Source organism: Pseudomonas sp. HLG18 (assembly GCF_051903985.1).
GTDB classification, from domain to species: Bacteria; Pseudomonadota; Gammaproteobacteria; order Pseudomonadales; family Pseudomonadaceae; genus Aquipseudomonas; species Aquipseudomonas fluorescens_BT.
The window spans coordinates 5,545,177-5,560,842 of sequence record NZ_CP195831.1 but is presented as its reverse complement, the minus strand read 5'-3'; the positions used below and the strand labels follow the sequence as shown (position 1 = coordinate 5,560,842).

Here is a 15,666-nt window from a genome sequence, read left to right as displayed (position 1 = left end):
CGTTCGGGAACGTCGGGATGAAAAAAACCGCCCCTTTCAACAGCCCTGCCGGGACTGTTCAAAGCGGCGGTTTTTCAAGGGGCGATCAGCGTGCAGTCAGTTCGATCACACAGCAGCCGGCATTCACGGCAACTTCCACCAGACCGATGTTGCCGTCCAGTTGCAGGCAATCATGCCGCCCAAGTTGCGCAGCACTGTCACCGACCTGCACTTGCAGCAACTCGCTGACGCTGAAAACCAGAACGGTGCCGGCGGAGCTGAAAAACCGTTGCTCGCCGTCCAGCCACTGCAAGCGCGCGCTGTAACGCTGCGGCGCATAAATCAAATTGAAGTCGCGGATCGCCCCGCCGAGCAAGGTGCAAGACACCTGGCTTTCACCGCTGAAGGCAAACGGGTCGAGAGGTAACAGCGGTCGGGTGTCATCACCGTCGACGCACAAGGTCATGCCGTCGCCCTGCAACACCGTGATCACCCGTTGATAACCGGTGAATGTCGAGAAACCGCCGGATTCAGCAATGTCGGCAATCGACAGGCGCCAGCCGAAACCATCGAGGCCGGCACCGGCGTCACGGGTGATTTCTTCGGTGCTGCCACCGCCGTTTTTCCACGGCATGCGCGGGTAGCCTTCGGCGCGTAAAACCTTCACTTCACTCATTTATGAAAGCGTCCTTCCAGACGATGACGGGAACCGGGGTGAATCAGGCGCGCCGCCGTCACCGGCTGACGGCCCGACCAGGTACGGCGACGGATCAGCAGGCACGGCTCGCCCTTTTCAATCTGCAGCAATTTGCATTCGGACGGCTCGGCCAGGATCGCTTCGACCACATGTTCGCCTTCGGTCAACGGCGCAACCTGGTTCAGATAGGCGTATGGCGTTTGCAGGGTGAAGTCCTGCTTGAGGTATTCCGGGGCGACGAGCGCGTTGACGAAACGGTCTTCGATTTGCACTGGAATGTCGTTTTCGTAATGCACGATCAGCGAGTGGAACACCTTCTGCCCTTCGCGCATGTCCAGCGCCAGGGCGCGCTCGGAACCGGCGGCCTCTTCTTCCAGGGTGATCACCTGGCAGGTGTGGCGATGGCCACGGGAGGCGATTTCGTCGGCAATGTTGTGCACTTCGAACAGCGCGGATTGGCTCTTCGGCTCGGCGACGAAGGTGCCGACGCCCTGCATGCGTACCAAAAGACCGTCGGCGGTCATCTCGCGCAGCGCGCGGTTGATAGTCATGCGGCTGAAGCCCAGCTGGCTGACCAGCTCGCTTTCCGACGGTACGCGGTAATGCGGCGGCCAGTTACCACTGTCGATCTGCTGGGTGATCATCTGTTTGACGCGGGCGTACAAGGGCGCCGGACTGTCGCCCATGTTCGCGGCCAACGGAGAAACTGGAGGCGGAGTCGGCACGATGGATCCCTGTTCATTGGATAAGGTTGCTAGCTTGCCGGAGTTTACCGGGCAGGCAAACGTCTGTATATGTATATACAAATAACACACGATGGGGTGCTGAACCATGTCCGCCTTCTTTGCCGAACGCGCGCTGCTGCCTAACGGATGGGCCAACAATGTACGTCTCGAGGTCAGCGCCGACGGCGTATTGACCCGAATCCAGGCCAACTCCACCGCAGATGGCGCCGAACGGCTGAGCGGTCCGCTGCTGCCGGGCATGCCGAATCTGCACTCCCACGCGTTCCAGCGAGCGATGGCCGGGCTGGCGGAAGTGGCCGGCAACCCCAACGACAGTTTCTGGACCTGGCGCGATCTGATGTACCGGCTCGTCGGAAAAATCAGCCCCGACCAGCTCGGCGTGATCGCCCGTCAGCTGTACATCGAGATGCTCAAGGCCGGCTACACCTCGGTCGCCGAATTCCATTACGTTCACCACGATCACAACGGTCAGCCGTACGCCGATCCAGCCGAGCTGGCGTTGCGCATCAGCCAGGCCGCCAGCTCCGCCGGCATCGGCCTGACGTTGTTGCCGGTGCTCTACAGCCACAGCGGATTTGGCGGCCAGTCGCCGAACGAAGGTCAACGCCGCTTCATCAACAGCACCGAAAACTACCTGAAGCTGCAATCGCGCCTGCAACCGCTGCTGGCTCAGCAGAAGGCGCAGTCGCTGGGCCTGTGCTTCCACTCGTTGCGCGCAGTCACGCCGCAACAGATCAGCGAAGTGCTGGCGGCCAGCGACACGCAATGCCCGGTGCACATCCACATCGCCGAACAACAGAAGGAAGTCGACGACTGCCTGAGCTGGAGCGGTCGCCGCCCGCTGCAATGGCTGTACGAAAACACCGAAGTCGATCAGCGCTGGTGCCTGGTGCACGCGACCCACGCCAATCCGGAAGAAGTCACGCTGATGGCCAAGAGTCGCGCCATCGCCGGCCTGTGCCTGACCACCGAGGCCAACCTCGGCGACGGGATTTTCCCGGCGGTGGATTTCCTCGCTCAGGGCGGACGCATGGGCATCGGTTCCGACAGCCATGTGTCGCTGAGCGTGGTGGAAGAGTTGCGCTGGCTGGAATACGGCCAGCGTCTGCGCGACCAGCGACGCAATCGCTTGTATGGCGCGGATCAGCCGATGGTTGGCCGCACGTTGTATGACGCCGCACTGGACGGTGGCGCTCAGGCACTCGGCCAGCCGATCGGCGCGCTGGAGGTCGGCAAGCGTGCAGACTGGATTGTGCTCGATGGCAACGATCCGTACCTGGCCACGGCCAGCGGTGACGGGATCCTGAATCGCTGGCTGTTTGCCGGTGGCGACCGTCAGGTGCGCGATGTGCTGGTCAACGGTCAGTGGGTCGTCCGTGATGGCCGGCATGCCGGGGAAGAGGACAGCAATCGCGCCTTCACCCAGGTCTTGCGAGACCTTTTGGGCTGACACAAAAAAACCTGTGGAGGGCAACCTCCACAGGTTTTTTGTTGCGCGTCAGTTGGACGTCTTGGCCATCTGCTGATCCGACGTTCGCCAGATCAACCGCGTGGTGTCGTAACCCTGCTGGCGCGCCTTGCTCAGCAGTTCTTCGCGCACCACACCGTTGACGGTCGGTGTACGCGACAACAGCCACAGGTAGCGGCGGCTCGGATCGCCAACGATGGCGGTCTTGTAGTCGTCGCTGACGTACAGCACCCAGTATTGGCCCTTCGCCGATCCCGGAATCAGTCGCGAAAACCAGGTATCGAACTCGACCCACAATTTGTCGGTCTTGCCCGGCACCTGGGGATAAGCCGTGCCCTTGACCTCTTCCCATTGCCAGTCCTTGGTCAGGCAACGGTTGAACACGCCCAGGTTGCCGTCCGATTCGAGCGTGTAACGGGCTTCGGATTGCGCGCAGTTGCGCTGGAAATACATTGGCAACCGCGCCAGCTCGTACCAGGTGCCCTGGTAACGTTTGAGGTTGACGCTGTTGACTGTCTTGGGCGCCAGCGGATCTTCACCGGTCGTGGCGCAGCCGGCCAGTACCAGGCCGGCGAAAAGGATAAGCAATAACCGCTTCATTGTTTTTCTCCCGTGGGCGCGTAGCCCCGGTTTACTTCAGGCCTTGGCCGGAAAACATCAACACTTTGTCACCGGCGTACTGCACGCTGATAAAGCTGTTCTTGTCGCCCCAGGTGCAACTGGACATGCCGAGCGCACCCGAGCAGTCGGTAGGCTTGCCGAGCAGCGTCTCCACTTCAGCCTTGGCCATGCCGGCCGAGAGCTTCGAGTAGTTTTCCTGATTGACCTTGCTGCATGCGGCCAACAGCACACAAAACGACAGAAGGGCGATAGATCGCAGCGACATGGTGTAACTCCTGGAACGGAAGGGGGATGGCCTGGCGCCAACCAGAAGCTTAGAAGAGAAAACCCCTGTCTGGTTCCCTCGGCGGGCGGCTATTTATTGACCCGCTCGTCCGGCTTTCATCGGTAAATCAGTCACTTTGTAGGGCTATTGAGCATTTCGTCGCCTTTAACAAAAGCGTTCTCATCTTTGTCGCGCGGCGGTCGAAATAAGAGCAGCGCAAAGCCCGAGAGTGTGGCAAATTGCCGCCCTTTCTTGACCAGCCCCTTCGCGGTAGCTTCCTTAATGACCAGAAACATGAAATTCAGCCACAAAATCTTGTTGGCTGCCGCCCTCGTGGTGGCCGTTGCGTTCGCCTGTTTCATTTTGTTCAACGACTATCGCCAGCGCGAAGCCCTGCAAAGCAGCACCGAAGCGTCGATGCAGGAACTGGGCAGCCTGACCACCAGCAACATCCAGACCTGGCTGGAAAGTCGCATTCAGTTGCTGCAATCGATGGCCCAGCAGGTGGTCGCCGACGGCAACGCCCCGGCCAGCCTGAAGCGCATCATTGATCTGCCCGCCTACACCGGCAATTTCCAGCTCAGCTATTTCGGCGGCGCCGACGGCGTGATGTTCTCGGTCCCTGCCGGCAACCGCGCACCGGATTACGACCCCCGCGCCCGTGGCTGGTACAAAGCGGCGAACAGCGCCCAGCAGACCATCGTCACCGAACCGTACATCGCCGCTTCGTCCGGCAAACTGGTGATCACCGTCGCCACCCCGGTGCAGCGTCAGGGCCAGATGATCGGCGTGGCCGGCGCCGACATCGATCTCACCAGCGTCAGCGCGATCATCAACTCGCTGAACTTCGGCGGCCACGGTCACGCGTTCATCGTCAGTGCCGACGGCAAGATCCTGATCCACCCGGACAGCAAGCTGGTGCTCAAGACTCTGGCCGAGGCCTATCCCACCGGTGCGCCGAAAGTCACCCCGGGCCTGAAAGAGGTCGAGTTCGACGGCAAGACCCAACTGATCTCCTTCACTCGCGTCAACGGCGTGCCGTCGGCCGACTGGTACGTGGCGCTGGTGCTGGACAAGGACACCGCGTTCTCAATGCTCAGCGAGTTCCGCACCTCGGCGCTGATCGCCATGGTCATCGCCGTCGTCATCATCATCGCCCTGCTCGGCATGCTCATTCGCGTGCTGATGCAGCCGCTGCTGACCATGGGCCGCGCCATGCATGACATCGCCGAAGGCGAAGGCGACCTGACCAAACGCCTGACCATTCATGGCCACGACGAATTCGGCGCGCTGGGGCTGTCATTCAATCGTTTTGTCGAGCGTATCCATACCTCGATCCGCGAAGTGTCCTCGGCCACCGGGCAGGTCAACGAAGTCGCCCTGCGCGTGGTCGCGGCATCGAACTCGTCGATGTTCAACTCCGACCAGCAAGCCTCGCGCACCAACAGCGTGGCCGCTGCAATCAACCAGCTCGGCGCCGCCGCCCAGGAAATCGCCCAGAACGCCGCGCTCGCCTCGCAACACTCCAGCGACGCGCGCAGCCTGGCGGTCGACGGCCAGCAGGTTGTGGATAAAACCATCCACGCGATGCAGCAACTGTCGGCGAAGATCAGCGACTCCTGCGGCAACATCGAAACCCTGAACAGCAACACCGTGAATATCGGGCAGATTCTGGAAGTGATCACCAGCATCTCCCAGCAGACCAACCTGCTGGCGCTCAACGCAGCCATTGAAGCAGCCCGCGCCGGGGAGGCCGGTCGTGGTTTCGCCGTGGTGGCCGACGAAGTGCGCAACCTGGCGCACCGCACCCAGGATTCGGCGCAGCAAGTGCAGAGCATGATCGAAGAGTTGCAGGTCGGCGCGCGTCAGGCGGTCGGCATCATGACCGAGAGCCAGCGCGAGAGCGAAAGCAGCGTCGGCATCGCCAACCAGGCCGGCGAACGCCTGGAAAGCGTGACCCAGCGCATCGGCGAGATCGACGGGATGAACCAGTCGGTGGCAACCGCGACGGAAGAGCAGACGGCGGTGGTTGAATCGATCAACGTTGATATCAATGAGATCAACACGCTGAACCAGGAAGGGGTGGAGAACTTGCAGGCTACTTTGCGGGCTTGTGCGGATCTTGAGCAGCAGGCTGCGCGGTTGAAGCAGTTGGTGGGTAGCTTCAGAATCTAAAGATCAAGAGCTTACCCCCTCATCGGAACGCCGCCCGCCCAACCCTCTCCCCCAAGGGGGCGAGGGGAAAGGGAGCCGATCTCTGTCGCTTTCCAGACCTGAGTTCAACTCGGTATTTCAAGTCAGCGTAACTCGAACATCCAACTCGGTCAGTCCCCTCTCCCTCCGGGAGAGGGTTAGGGTGAGGGCTGGTTTTTGAGATTGCCGAAAATCGCCCTAAAAACGCGAACCCGGCTCTCTCAAAAACGCCAACTCCTCAGCCGTAGACTCCCTCCCCAACACCGCATTGCGATGCGGAAACCGTCCAAACCGCGCAATCACCTTCTGATGCCGCTCGGCATAATCCAGGTTGTCGGCAAACACCCCGCGCTCCGCCTCCGGCTGTTCAGCCACCAATTCGATGAATCGCGAGACCGCTTCATTCTGCACCGCGAGATTTTCGCAGTGTTCGAAGACGAGGTAGATGAAAACCCGCTGGATCGGTTTCAACTGCCGATCGAAGTCTGCAGCAATCCCCTGAGCAACCAGCTTCTGCGCTCGCAGATCACCGGAAAAAGCCTTGGGCGTATCGCGAAAAATCATGCGCGGAAGCTGATCGAGTAGCAGCACCACTGCCAGCCAGCCTTCGGGACATTGCGTCCACTCGGTCAATTCGCCAGCGAGGGCCTGATCGACAAAGACCCCGAAACGCTCTCGCGCCTCGAGGTCCTGGCTGTCTTGCTTGCCAAACCACAACTTGCCCTGTCGCGCCGAAACTTCACTGGCTGATTCGGCATGACCGAACCACCAATCGAGCAACGGCTGCCAGGGCGCGGTCATGGTTTATTCCTTGTGGTAGGCCGTGGCGCGGGCGACTTCTTCTTTCGAGCCGAGGAACACCGCTACGCGCTGGTGCAGGCCTTCAGGCTGGATGTCGAGGATGCGCTGGTGACCGTCGGTGGAAGCGCCGCCCGCCTGTTCCACCAGGAACGACATCGGGTTGGCTTCGTACATCAGGCGCAGTTTGCCTGGTTTGGACGGCTCGCGGCTGTCGCGCGGGTACATGAACAGACCGCCACGGGTCAGGATGCGGTGCACGTCGGCAACCATAGCCGCGACCCAACGCATGTTGTAGTTCTTTTTCAGCGGGCCTTCTTCACCGGCCAGCAGTTCCGAAACGTAGCGCTGTACCGGGGCTTCCCAGTGACGCTGGTTGGACATGTTGATGGCGAATTCCTGGGTGCTTTCAGGAATGGTGATGTCTTCGTGGGTCAGGACGAAGCTGCCCATTTCGCGATCCAGGGTGAAACCCTTCACGCCGTTGCCCAAGGTCAGGATCAGCATGGTCTGCGGACCGTAGATCGCGTAACCGGCAGCCACCTGCTGGGTGCCTGGCTGCAGGAAGGCCTTTTCGTTCAGGGCTTCGTTCTGGCTCAGGTATTCGTTCGGGCAGCGCAGTACCGAGAAGATGGTGCCGACCGGGGCGTTGATGTCGATGTTCGACGAACCGTCCAGCGGGTCGAATACCAGCAGGTAGGCGCCTTTCGGGTATTTGCCCGGGATCTGGTAGGCGTTGTCCATTTCTTCGGACGCCATGCCGGCCAGGTGACCGCCCCACTCGTTGGCTTCGAGCAGGATTTCGTTCGACAGCACGTCGAGCTTCTTCTGCACTTCGCCTTGCACGTTTTCCGTACCCATGCTGCCCAGAACGCCGCCCAGGGCGCCTTTGGATACGGCGTGGCTGATTTCCTTACAGGCGCGCGCCACCACTTCGATCAGGAAACGCAGATCGGCAGGAGTGTTGTTGCTGCGGGTCTGCTCAATCAAATAGCGACTCAGGGTAACGCGGGACATGGACGGCTCCGGTGGAATGGGGGGCTAAAAACCCGCGCAGTTTACAGGGAGTCTGAAACCGTAGCGAGCAATGACGCCCGCTAACGTGCGTCGGGTGCAATTCCTGCTATCAGACGTGATGAATCCGGGAGAGTTCAGGCACCGGATTCAGCGTAGTTGGAAACCCGACGGGTGTAGAGGCGACACCCGTCATATTCAGGACTTGGCCGGCGGTTTGCGCAGCAGACTGAAGGCCATCGCCGCCAGAAACAGCACACTGAGCAGCAACACCGCCCACAGGCCGAACTTCTTCCAGTTGGTATCGGTGGTCGCCGCTGTGGTGGCCGTCGAAGTCTGGGGCGCGACTGCTTCACCCTGCACCGCGGCCTTGCCCAGCGTGGCCAGTTTCTCCGGTTTGAAATCGGGGATCAGCGTGGTCAGCGGCAGGCTCGCCGTTCTCACCGTCGGATTGCCCAGCGCCAGGCTGTAGGGCCCTTCGCCACGGGCAAGGAAGATGACTTGTGTGGCGCGCACCGCGTATTTCACGCTCGGCGCCTGTTCGCCGAGACCGCCACCGCGTTCGTCGACCGTCAGCTTCAACTGCTGCACGGTCTGCCCGTAGAGCTGCAATTCGTTCTGCACCACGTCCTGGCCGTTCTGGGTCAGTCGGTAGAGCAAGCCGCTGCTCAACGGCTGCCACGGCAGACTGGTTTCCCGGCGTCCCGAGAGCGTCACTGGCGCCAGGCTGTTGGGCTGTTTCAACTCGACCTGGACCCGCTCGACATTCAGCCCCATCGGCAACTGCCAGGTGTATTCACCGGCCTTGGCGCTGCTGCCGGCCAGCGCCGGCGACCAGACCAGCGGTAACGGCAGGTTTTGCGGGTCACTGCTTTTCAATTGCGCCGAGGTCAGATTGGGTGCCGCGTTGGGCGAATCCCACAACAGCCGCAGGTAACGCGCCGATTGCCCCGGCAGCGCGACTTCATGCTGTTCGATGCGCTCATCGGAAAAAGTCAGGCGCGCAACCTGCCCTTCGCCCCAGGCCTGCCAGTGCTGCAAGTCGTCACTGGCCTCGATGCTGAAACGCTGGAAGCCGTCGCGCTCGCTGGTCCAGTCGAGGATCAGTTGCTGCAACGGCGCCTTGATCGCACTGGCATCGAGCAGCCAGCCGCGCAGCACTTCTTCACCGGCTTCGAGCTGACTGGACGGCTGCACCTCCACCAGCGTGCCGGTGGTGGTGGATTGCACGCGAACGCTCGGCGCGCGCTCGGTGGCATCCGCCGAGTTGTACAGCGGGAACCACTTCACCTCATGCAACTGGCCGTCGTCGCGGGTCTGCGCCGACTCCCGGGCCAGCGCATAGGCCTGCGGTTCTCCGGCGGCGTTGAACACCCGCAGATCGCTGAGATCAGTCTGACGCGCCTGCAACTGCACGCTCAGCGGCAGTTCGAGGCGATACCACGGGCCCGCACCGCTGACCGACAACGGCACCTGCGCGGCGAAGTCCGCCGGTTTTTCCTGAGCGCCGGCCGTCATGGCCACGCCCAGCAACAGCCACCCGAGATTAAGCTTGCGACTCAAGACGACACTCCTTCGGTTTCCGGGGCCGGCTTGTCCGCCTCCGGTGCAGCTTCGACGCGTTTGGGCGGCAGCGGCGCAAAGTAGCCCACCACCAGCAGCAACACACCGACGCCGATAAACGAGACGATCCGCGCCAGCCCGCCACGGTTGCTCAATTCGACAAAAATCAGTTTGGCCACCACCAGCGCAATCAGCGCCGCGCCGATCAACCACACTTCACGGCGATGGCGCAGGTGCCCGCCGATCATCAGGCCGAGCGCCATCAGCGTCCAGACGATGGACAACCCGGCCTGCACCAGCATCGATTCGAGCAACAGGTCCAGCTCGAACGGAATCCCCGCCCAATGGTGCGCGGCGCGGGTCACCAACGCGGTGCAGAACGCGAACAGCGAAACGCCGGCGATCAGTTGCGAGGCGTGAGCGGCGTAGTCCTTGCGGATCGACAGCTCGGTTACCGCGTTGCGCGACCAGGCATAAACGCTGAACAACGCGATCAGCAGGCCCAGTTCCAGCGGGTTGATCAGCGGCACGTAAGGCAGCGGTTCGGCGTTGCCGTCGCTCACCCCGTTCGCCAGCCAGAACCAGACCAGCATCAACACCGCCAGCGGCAACGCCGCATACAAACGGTACTCACGGGGGAACGCCGCCACCGGCCACGGCCAGGTGCGCGGTGCGGCCATCAGCAACAGATACACGCTCGGCAGAAGCGCCCAGCCCAGCCAGCGCCAGGCGTTGTATTGCTCGGACAACAGCAGCAGGCCGTAGCGCAGTTCCAGCGCCAGCACGCCGATCAGCAGCCAGCAACCGAGCACATGCGCCGTGCTCAAGGCCCGCGCCGGCAGCATTGGCACCAGACGCCGCAGGCTGATGAAGTGCACGACGAACACCGCCGTCCAGGCCAGCCAGCCGAAGTTGGCCGCCGGGTGATAACGCGAGTGCCACGCGGCCAGCAACACCAATCCGGCCGCCGGAATCAGTAAAGTGCAGAGCAACCCGAGCGACGGCCATTTCAGACGCAAGGCCAACAGCGTCCACAACGCGACGCTCAGCGCGGCGACCAGCAGCAACAACGTTGCCTGCAGATTCAGCGGCGCAAACCGCAGCACTTCGCTGACCCACGCCAGCGACCACCAACCGGCGCCCCACACCAGCAACACTTCGGACAGCCGCTGCAGACTCAGTACATCGAACGCCGAAGCGTGATTGCCCAGTTGCAGGCGCCACGCCCCGATCATCGCCGCCAGGCCCAGCACCAGTGGCGTCCAGAATCCGCCATGGGCCAGCGGTCGCAGACCTTCGCTGGACAGCGGCCCGAGCAACTCGGGGCCGGCCAGCAAAAACGCCGCGCCACCGATCAACTGCAACAACAGACCAAAGACAAAACTCACGCGCTGCCTGAGGTACAGGCTGAGCCAGATGATCAGCAAACCACTGGCCGCCCACACCGCACTCGCGGTTTGCCACGGCAGTACGAACAACACCGCCAGATTGATCAGCACCAGCCCTGCCAGCAGCACCACCGACAAGCCGCGCAGCAACCGAACATCGCTGCGTACCATCTCGTCACGCGCCGCCAGCAGCATGCCGGCGATCAGCGCCAGACCGATCAGGGAGGCGCTGAGCAGACCGCTCCAGCCGGCGCTGAACACGGCTGCCGAATCCTCGCCCGCCCCTTGCAGGCGCAACAGGAACAGCGCCCCGCCGAGCAGTTGCACGGCAAACGCAGTGAACAGGAAGGTGCGCGATTGCAGGCGCAAGCCGACGAACAAGGTCACCAGCCCGGCCAATGCCCAACTGATCGCCGTGCCCTGAGTGAAGAAGAACAATGGCGCCAGCAGATAGAGAAAGGTCAGACCGAGACTCGCCAACACCGGCAGGCCTTGGCGCTCCCATGGTGAAACCTGTTCCGGCAACGCCTTGCGCAATTGATAGAAGCTGAACAACAACGCCGCGCCAAGCATCAGTGCGCCCAGCGGCGCTCCGTCGAGCAGGCTGCTTTCGCCGACACGCAACTGGCTGAGAAACGCCAGCGCCGAGCCCAGTTGCAGCAGCAACGCGAAGGCCCGGGCGAACGGCCGGTGCTGACGCAGGCCGAGCCAGAAAATCCCTGCGCCCTCAACTGCCCAGGCCGCAGAAGTCCAGCGCGCATCCAGCCCGAGAGGAATCGCCAGGCTGGCGAAAATCACCCCGAGCGCCAGACAGGTCTCGCCCAGCAGCAGCGCCCGGCCGCCCATCAGCACTTTGGCGAGAACCATGTAAATCATGCCCAGCGCCAGCGCACTGAACGCGGCGGCAAATTCCAGAGGCTGCACCAGCGCCAATTGCAGGCCGAAACCCACCAGCGGCGGGCCGAACAGCATCGTGCCGTCAACGTAGTCGCCCTTGCGCGCCGACCAGTGCAGCAGCGCTTCGCGATCGCTCTCTGCCGGTGCATCCGGCATGTCCAGCAACTTGCGTCGGGCGAACAGCAGGCCGATGGCGAGGTACATCAGGAAGAACAGAATCAGGAACGGCTCGGTGCTCCACAACAGTTCCGGCGCATACGAACGCACGCCCCACGCGAAACCGATGCCGAAAGTGCCGGCGAAACCGATCAGGTTGAGCAGACGCCAGGCCTTGAACCACGCAATGGCGAGAATGCCGGCGTTGAGTAACGCGAAATAGCTGAACAGCGCGACATGGTTGCCGCTGCCGGTGGAGGTCAGGATCGGCGCGGCGAAACCGCCCAATGCGGCGACGCAGGCCAGGGCCAGGGAATCCTGGGTGATGGCCAGAATCGCCGAAAACACCGTCACTGCTACCAACAATCCCAGTGCAGCAGACGGATCGAGCAGCGGGTGCAGGCGCATCGCCGCAAACACCGTCAGGTACAGCACCGCGATCCCGGTGCCTTGCAGCATCAAGGCGTAGCTTGTGTTGCGATGGCGCAACCACCAGCCCAGCGCCAGCAATCCCAGCGCTGCCGCCGCGACCCCGGCGTAACGCAACTCGATCGGCACCACCATACCTTCGGTGGCGTAACGCAACAGAAAGGCCAGGCCGAAGAACAAAAGCACCACGCCCACCCGCAGCACGGTGTTGCCACCGAACAGCCAGTTTCGCGCCGCGCTGATGCCGCGCTCGATGAAGTTCGGGCCACGGGGTTCGGCGGGCTGTCGCGGTTCCGGGGTTTCAGGGGTAACGGCGTCGAGACGCCAGACATCGGCCGGCAACGGCTGACTGGTTTCGCTGACGACGACTGAGAGAGGTTCGAGTTCGGGCGGCAGCTCCCAGACCAGTTCGGGGGGCGCAGCATCTTCGGCGACCTCGGCGGGCTCGACCAAAGGCTCGGGGACCGGTTCCACGCCTGACGTCGGCACCGCGTGCGAAGGCGATCCCTCCAGCAGATACAGACGCTGCGCAACGCCTTGCAAAGCCACCTTCGTCTGTTCAAGTTGCCGCTGTTGCTCCGCCACCTGCGAGCCGAGCCGCATGATGCGGATCGTCTGCCCGATTGCCAGGCCCAGCAGCGCGCCCAATAGCGAAGAACTGAACGACTCGTCGAGCAGCCAACCGAGCAGCAGCCCGATCAACATGAACATCCATTGCATGGTCGATATCCCTGAGCAGCCCCGGAACGGGGCGGAACCAAGGCTCAGTATATCGGCCCGGCCCAACAAGCGTGGGGCCGGGCGCACATTTGTCGCTAAAAGTTACTCCAGTGCCTTCCAGATATCCGTGGCGTACTCGCGGATCGTCCGGTCCGACGAGAACCAGCCCATCCGCGAGGTGTTCAGCACCGCCGAACGCCACCAGTTGTTGGAATCATGCCAGAGCGCATCCACGCGCATCTGCGCTTCCCAGTACGAGTCGAAGTCGGCACAGACCAGGAAGCGGTCGTAGTCCACCAGCGAATCGATCAACCCGGTGTAGCGCGACGTGTCGTCCGGCGAGAACACCCCGCTGCGGATCGCCTGCAACACATCGTTCAAACGATGGGACGCCGCGATGTCCGGCACCGCGCTGAACTCGTGGTTCTGCTTGCGCGCTTCGACCTGCTGGGCACTGAGGCCGAAGATGAACATGTGCTCGGCGCCGATGCTTTCGCACATTTCCACGTTGGCACCGTCGAGGGTGCCGATGGTCAGCGCGCCGTTGAGACCGAACTTCATGTTGCTGGTGCCCGAGGCCTCGAAACCGGCAGTGGAGATCTGCTCCGACAGGTCCGCCGCCGGAATGATGCTTTCCGCCAGACTGACGTTGTAGTTAGGCAGGAACACCACTTTGAGCAGGCCGCGCACGGTCGGGTCGTTGTTCACCACCCGGGCGATGTCGTTGGTCAGTTTGATGATGAGTTTGGCCTGGTGATAACTGGCCGCTGCCTTGCCGGCGAAGATCTTCACCCGCGGCACCCAGTCGGTTTCCGGCTCGGCGCGGATCGCCTGATACAGCGCGACCGTGTGCATCAGGTTGAGCAACTGGCGCTTGTATTCGTGGATCCGTTTGACCTGCACGTCGAACATCGCCGCCGGGTTGACCGCGATCCCCAGCCGCTCGTGAATCAGGTAGGCCAGCGCTTTTTTGCTGTGCAGCCGTTGCTCGGCGAAGGCTTTGCGGAAGGCTGGTTTTTCGGCGAACGGCTCAAGATCGAGCAGACGCTGTTCCGGGTTATCCAGAACGTCCGGGCCGAGGGCATCGACCAGCATCGACGTCAGCTCCGGGTTGGCCTGGTACAGCCAGCGGCGGAAGGTGATGCCATTGGTCTTGTTGTTGATCCGCTCTGGATACAGCTTGTGCAGCTCGGCGAACACGGTTTTGCGCATCAACTGCGTGTGCAGCCCGGACACGCCGTTGACGCTGTGGGAGCCGAGGAACGCGAGGTTGCCCATGCGCACCCGGCGGCCGTTGTCTTCCTCGATCAGCGACACTGCGCGCAGCACGTCAAAATCGTGGATACCCTTGGCCCGCAGCGAATCGATGTGCTGGGCGTTGATCAGATAGATGATCTGCATGTGCCGCGGCAGCATGCGTTCCATCAGGCCCACCGGCCAGGTTTCCAGCGCTTCGGGCAGCAGCGTGTGGTTGGTGTACGACAGCGTATCGACGGTGACTTGCCACGCCGCGTCCCAAGCCACGTCATAGACATCGACCAGTTGGCGCATCAGTTCGGCGACGGCAATCGAGGGGTGCGTGTCGTTGAGCTGGATCGCCGCGTGATCGCCCAGGGTCAGCACCGAGGTGTGCATGTTGCGATGACGACGCAACAGATCCTGAAGCGAGGCGGCGACGAAGAAGTATTCCTGACGCAGGCGCAGTTCCTGCCCGGCTTCGGTGCTGTCCGCCGGGTAGAGCACGCGGGAAATACTCTCGGCCCGGGCCACTTCGGCGACGGCGCCCAGGTGGTCACCGGCGTTGAAGCGCTCCAGGTGCAAGTCTTCCATCGCTCGGGCCCGCCACAAGCGCAAGGTGTTGACGCTCGCCCCGCGCCAGCCGACCACCGGTGTGTCGTAGGCAATGGCCCGGACGGTTTCCGCCGGTTGCCAGACTTGCCGTGACTTGCCGCTGGCGTCAGTGACGGTTTCAACACTGCCGCCAAAGCCGATCGGATAGACCACCTCCGGCCGCTCGAACTCCCAGGGGTTGCCGAAATCCAGCCAGTGCTCGGTCTGTTCCTGCTGCCAGCCATCGACGATGGCCTGACGAAACAGCCCGTGCTCATAACGAATGCCGTAGCCGTGGCCAGCGATGCCGAGGGTCGACATGCTTTCCATGAAGCACGCCGCCAGCCGCCCAAGGCCACCGTTGCCCAGCGCCGCATCCGGCTCCAGGATGCGGATGCGCTCCAGATCGACGCCCAGCTCGGTCAGTGCTTCACGAGCAACATCCAGCAGGCCGAGGTTGCTCAGGCTGTCGTAGAGCAAGCGGCCGATGAGAAATTCCAGCGAGAGGTAATACACCCGCTTCTGACCTTTGCGGTAGATCTGCCGGGTGTGGTCCATCCAGTGCTCGACCATGTGATCGCGCGCCGCCAGGGCGATGGCTTCGAACCAGTCATGGTCGAAGGCGTGATCCGGGTCTTTGCCCACCGCGTAGGTGAGTTTGGTCAGGACGGCGTCGCGGAATGCGGCCACCTCTGCTTCGCGAACTAGTGGTTCTTGAGTCATCGATAGGACCTCGAGCGAGCGGGGAGTTGTCAGAGCCTAGACGGTCTGACCGACGGTAAGGGCTCTGGTTCGGCAGTTTTTACCGAGAGTGTGAGATCGACCGGCAATACTCTGGCGAATGCCTCAATGAATGCAGGGGCCGTGCCGAGTTGTCGGACGATGCGGGTACATGAAGAAAA

General features: G+C 62.3%; 12 protein-coding genes and 1 pseudogene. 3 read left to right on the top strand and 10 right to left on the bottom strand.

Annotation, left to right across the window (positions count from 1 at the left end; genetic code table 11):
• Positions 1-85: 85 nt before the first annotated feature.
• Complete coding sequence (locus ACSPX5_RS25595; RefSeq protein ID WP_169428472.1) at positions 86-655, bottom strand: HutD/Ves family protein; 570 nt, start codon at positions 653-655, stop codon at positions 86-88.
• Positions 652-1,362: a histidine utilization repressor gene (gene hutC / locus ACSPX5_RS25590; RefSeq protein ID WP_162803449.1), complete on the bottom strand. Its 711-nt coding sequence runs from the start codon at positions 1,360-1,362 to the stop codon at positions 652-654. Before hutC ends, ACSPX5_RS25595 begins: the two co-directional genes overlap by 4 nt.
• A gap of 145 nt (positions 1,363-1,507) precedes the next feature.
• On the opposite strand from hutC, the gene ACSPX5_RS25585 reads away from it, so the two are divergent.
• On the top strand, positions 1,508-2,872 hold the full coding sequence (locus tag ACSPX5_RS25585) for a formimidoylglutamate deiminase (protein WP_169428471.1): 1,365 nt from the start codon (positions 1,508-1,510) through the stop codon (positions 2,870-2,872).
• Positions 2,873-2,920: 48 nt separating this feature from the next.
• Here ACSPX5_RS25585 and ACSPX5_RS25580 read toward each other — a convergent pair whose 3' ends face one another.
• The 3 genes from ACSPX5_RS25580 to ACSPX5_RS25570 all read right to left on the bottom strand — a co-directional run bounded on the left by ACSPX5_RS25580 (position 2,921) and on the right by ACSPX5_RS25570 (position 4,072).
• Positions 2,921-3,490 (bottom strand): lipocalin family protein, encoded by a 570-nt coding sequence (locus ACSPX5_RS25580; protein ID WP_169428470.1) that lies wholly within the window; start codon positions 3,488-3,490, stop codon positions 2,921-2,923.
• Between the two features lie 31 nt (positions 3,491-3,521).
• Complete coding sequence (locus ACSPX5_RS25575) at positions 3,522-3,776, bottom strand: hypothetical protein (RefSeq protein WP_007952486.1); 255 nt, start codon at positions 3,774-3,776, stop codon at positions 3,522-3,524.
• Positions 3,777-3,907: 131 nt separating this feature from the next.
• Positions 3,908-4,072 carry a hypothetical protein gene (locus ACSPX5_RS25570; protein ID WP_169428469.1) on the bottom strand — a complete coding sequence of 55 codons (165 nt, stop codon included), beginning with the start codon at positions 4,070-4,072 and terminating at the stop codon, positions 3,908-3,910.
• Here ACSPX5_RS25570 and ACSPX5_RS25565 point away from each other — a divergent pair.
• Both ACSPX5_RS25565 and ACSPX5_RS25560 read left to right on the top strand, forming a co-directional pair.
• A pseudogene (locus tag ACSPX5_RS25565) lies at positions 4,059-5,093 on the top strand (HAMP domain-containing protein); the annotation flags it as partial. The gene ACSPX5_RS25570 and the pseudogene ACSPX5_RS25565 sit on opposite strands and share 14 nt — an antisense overlap.
• Positions 5,094-5,186: 93 nt before the next feature.
• Positions 5,187-5,951: a methyl-accepting chemotaxis protein gene (locus tag ACSPX5_RS25560; RefSeq protein ID WP_371320915.1), complete on the top strand. Its 765-nt coding sequence runs from the start codon at positions 5,187-5,189 to the stop codon at positions 5,949-5,951.
• 216 nt (positions 5,952-6,167) lie between these two features.
• On the opposite strand, the gene ACSPX5_RS25555 is transcribed toward ACSPX5_RS25560, so the two are convergent.
• From ACSPX5_RS25555 to ACSPX5_RS25535, 5 genes are all read right to left on the bottom strand, one after another.
• Positions 6,168-6,770 carry a DUF924 family protein gene (locus ACSPX5_RS25555; RefSeq protein WP_323161088.1) on the bottom strand — a complete coding sequence of 201 codons (603 nt, stop codon included), beginning with the start codon at positions 6,768-6,770 and terminating at the stop codon, positions 6,168-6,170.
• A 3-nt stretch (positions 6,771-6,773) separates the two neighbouring features.
• Positions 6,774-7,784: a class 1 fructose-bisphosphatase gene (locus ACSPX5_RS25550; RefSeq protein ID WP_065261556.1), complete on the bottom strand. Its 1,011-nt coding sequence runs from the start codon at positions 7,782-7,784 to the stop codon at positions 6,774-6,776.
• Between the two features lie 195 nt (positions 7,785-7,979).
• The gene (locus ACSPX5_RS25545) at positions 7,980-9,344 is read right to left on the bottom strand and encodes a DUF3999 domain-containing protein (RefSeq protein WP_439820495.1); all 1,365 of its coding nucleotides are present in this window, start codon (positions 9,342-9,344) and stop codon (positions 7,980-7,982) included.
• A complete protein-coding gene (locus ACSPX5_RS25540) occupies positions 9,341-12,934 on the bottom strand; it encodes a DUF2339 domain-containing protein (RefSeq protein WP_439820494.1) in 3,594 nt (1,197 codons plus the stop codon). Before ACSPX5_RS25540 ends, ACSPX5_RS25545 begins: the two co-directional genes overlap by 4 nt.
• A gap of 102 nt (positions 12,935-13,036) precedes the next feature.
• Positions 13,037-15,487, bottom strand: a complete 2,451-nt coding sequence (locus ACSPX5_RS25535; protein WP_207866879.1) for a glycogen/starch/alpha-glucan phosphorylase — start codon at positions 15,485-15,487, stop codon at positions 13,037-13,039.
• Positions 15,488-15,666: the final 179 nt, after the last annotated feature.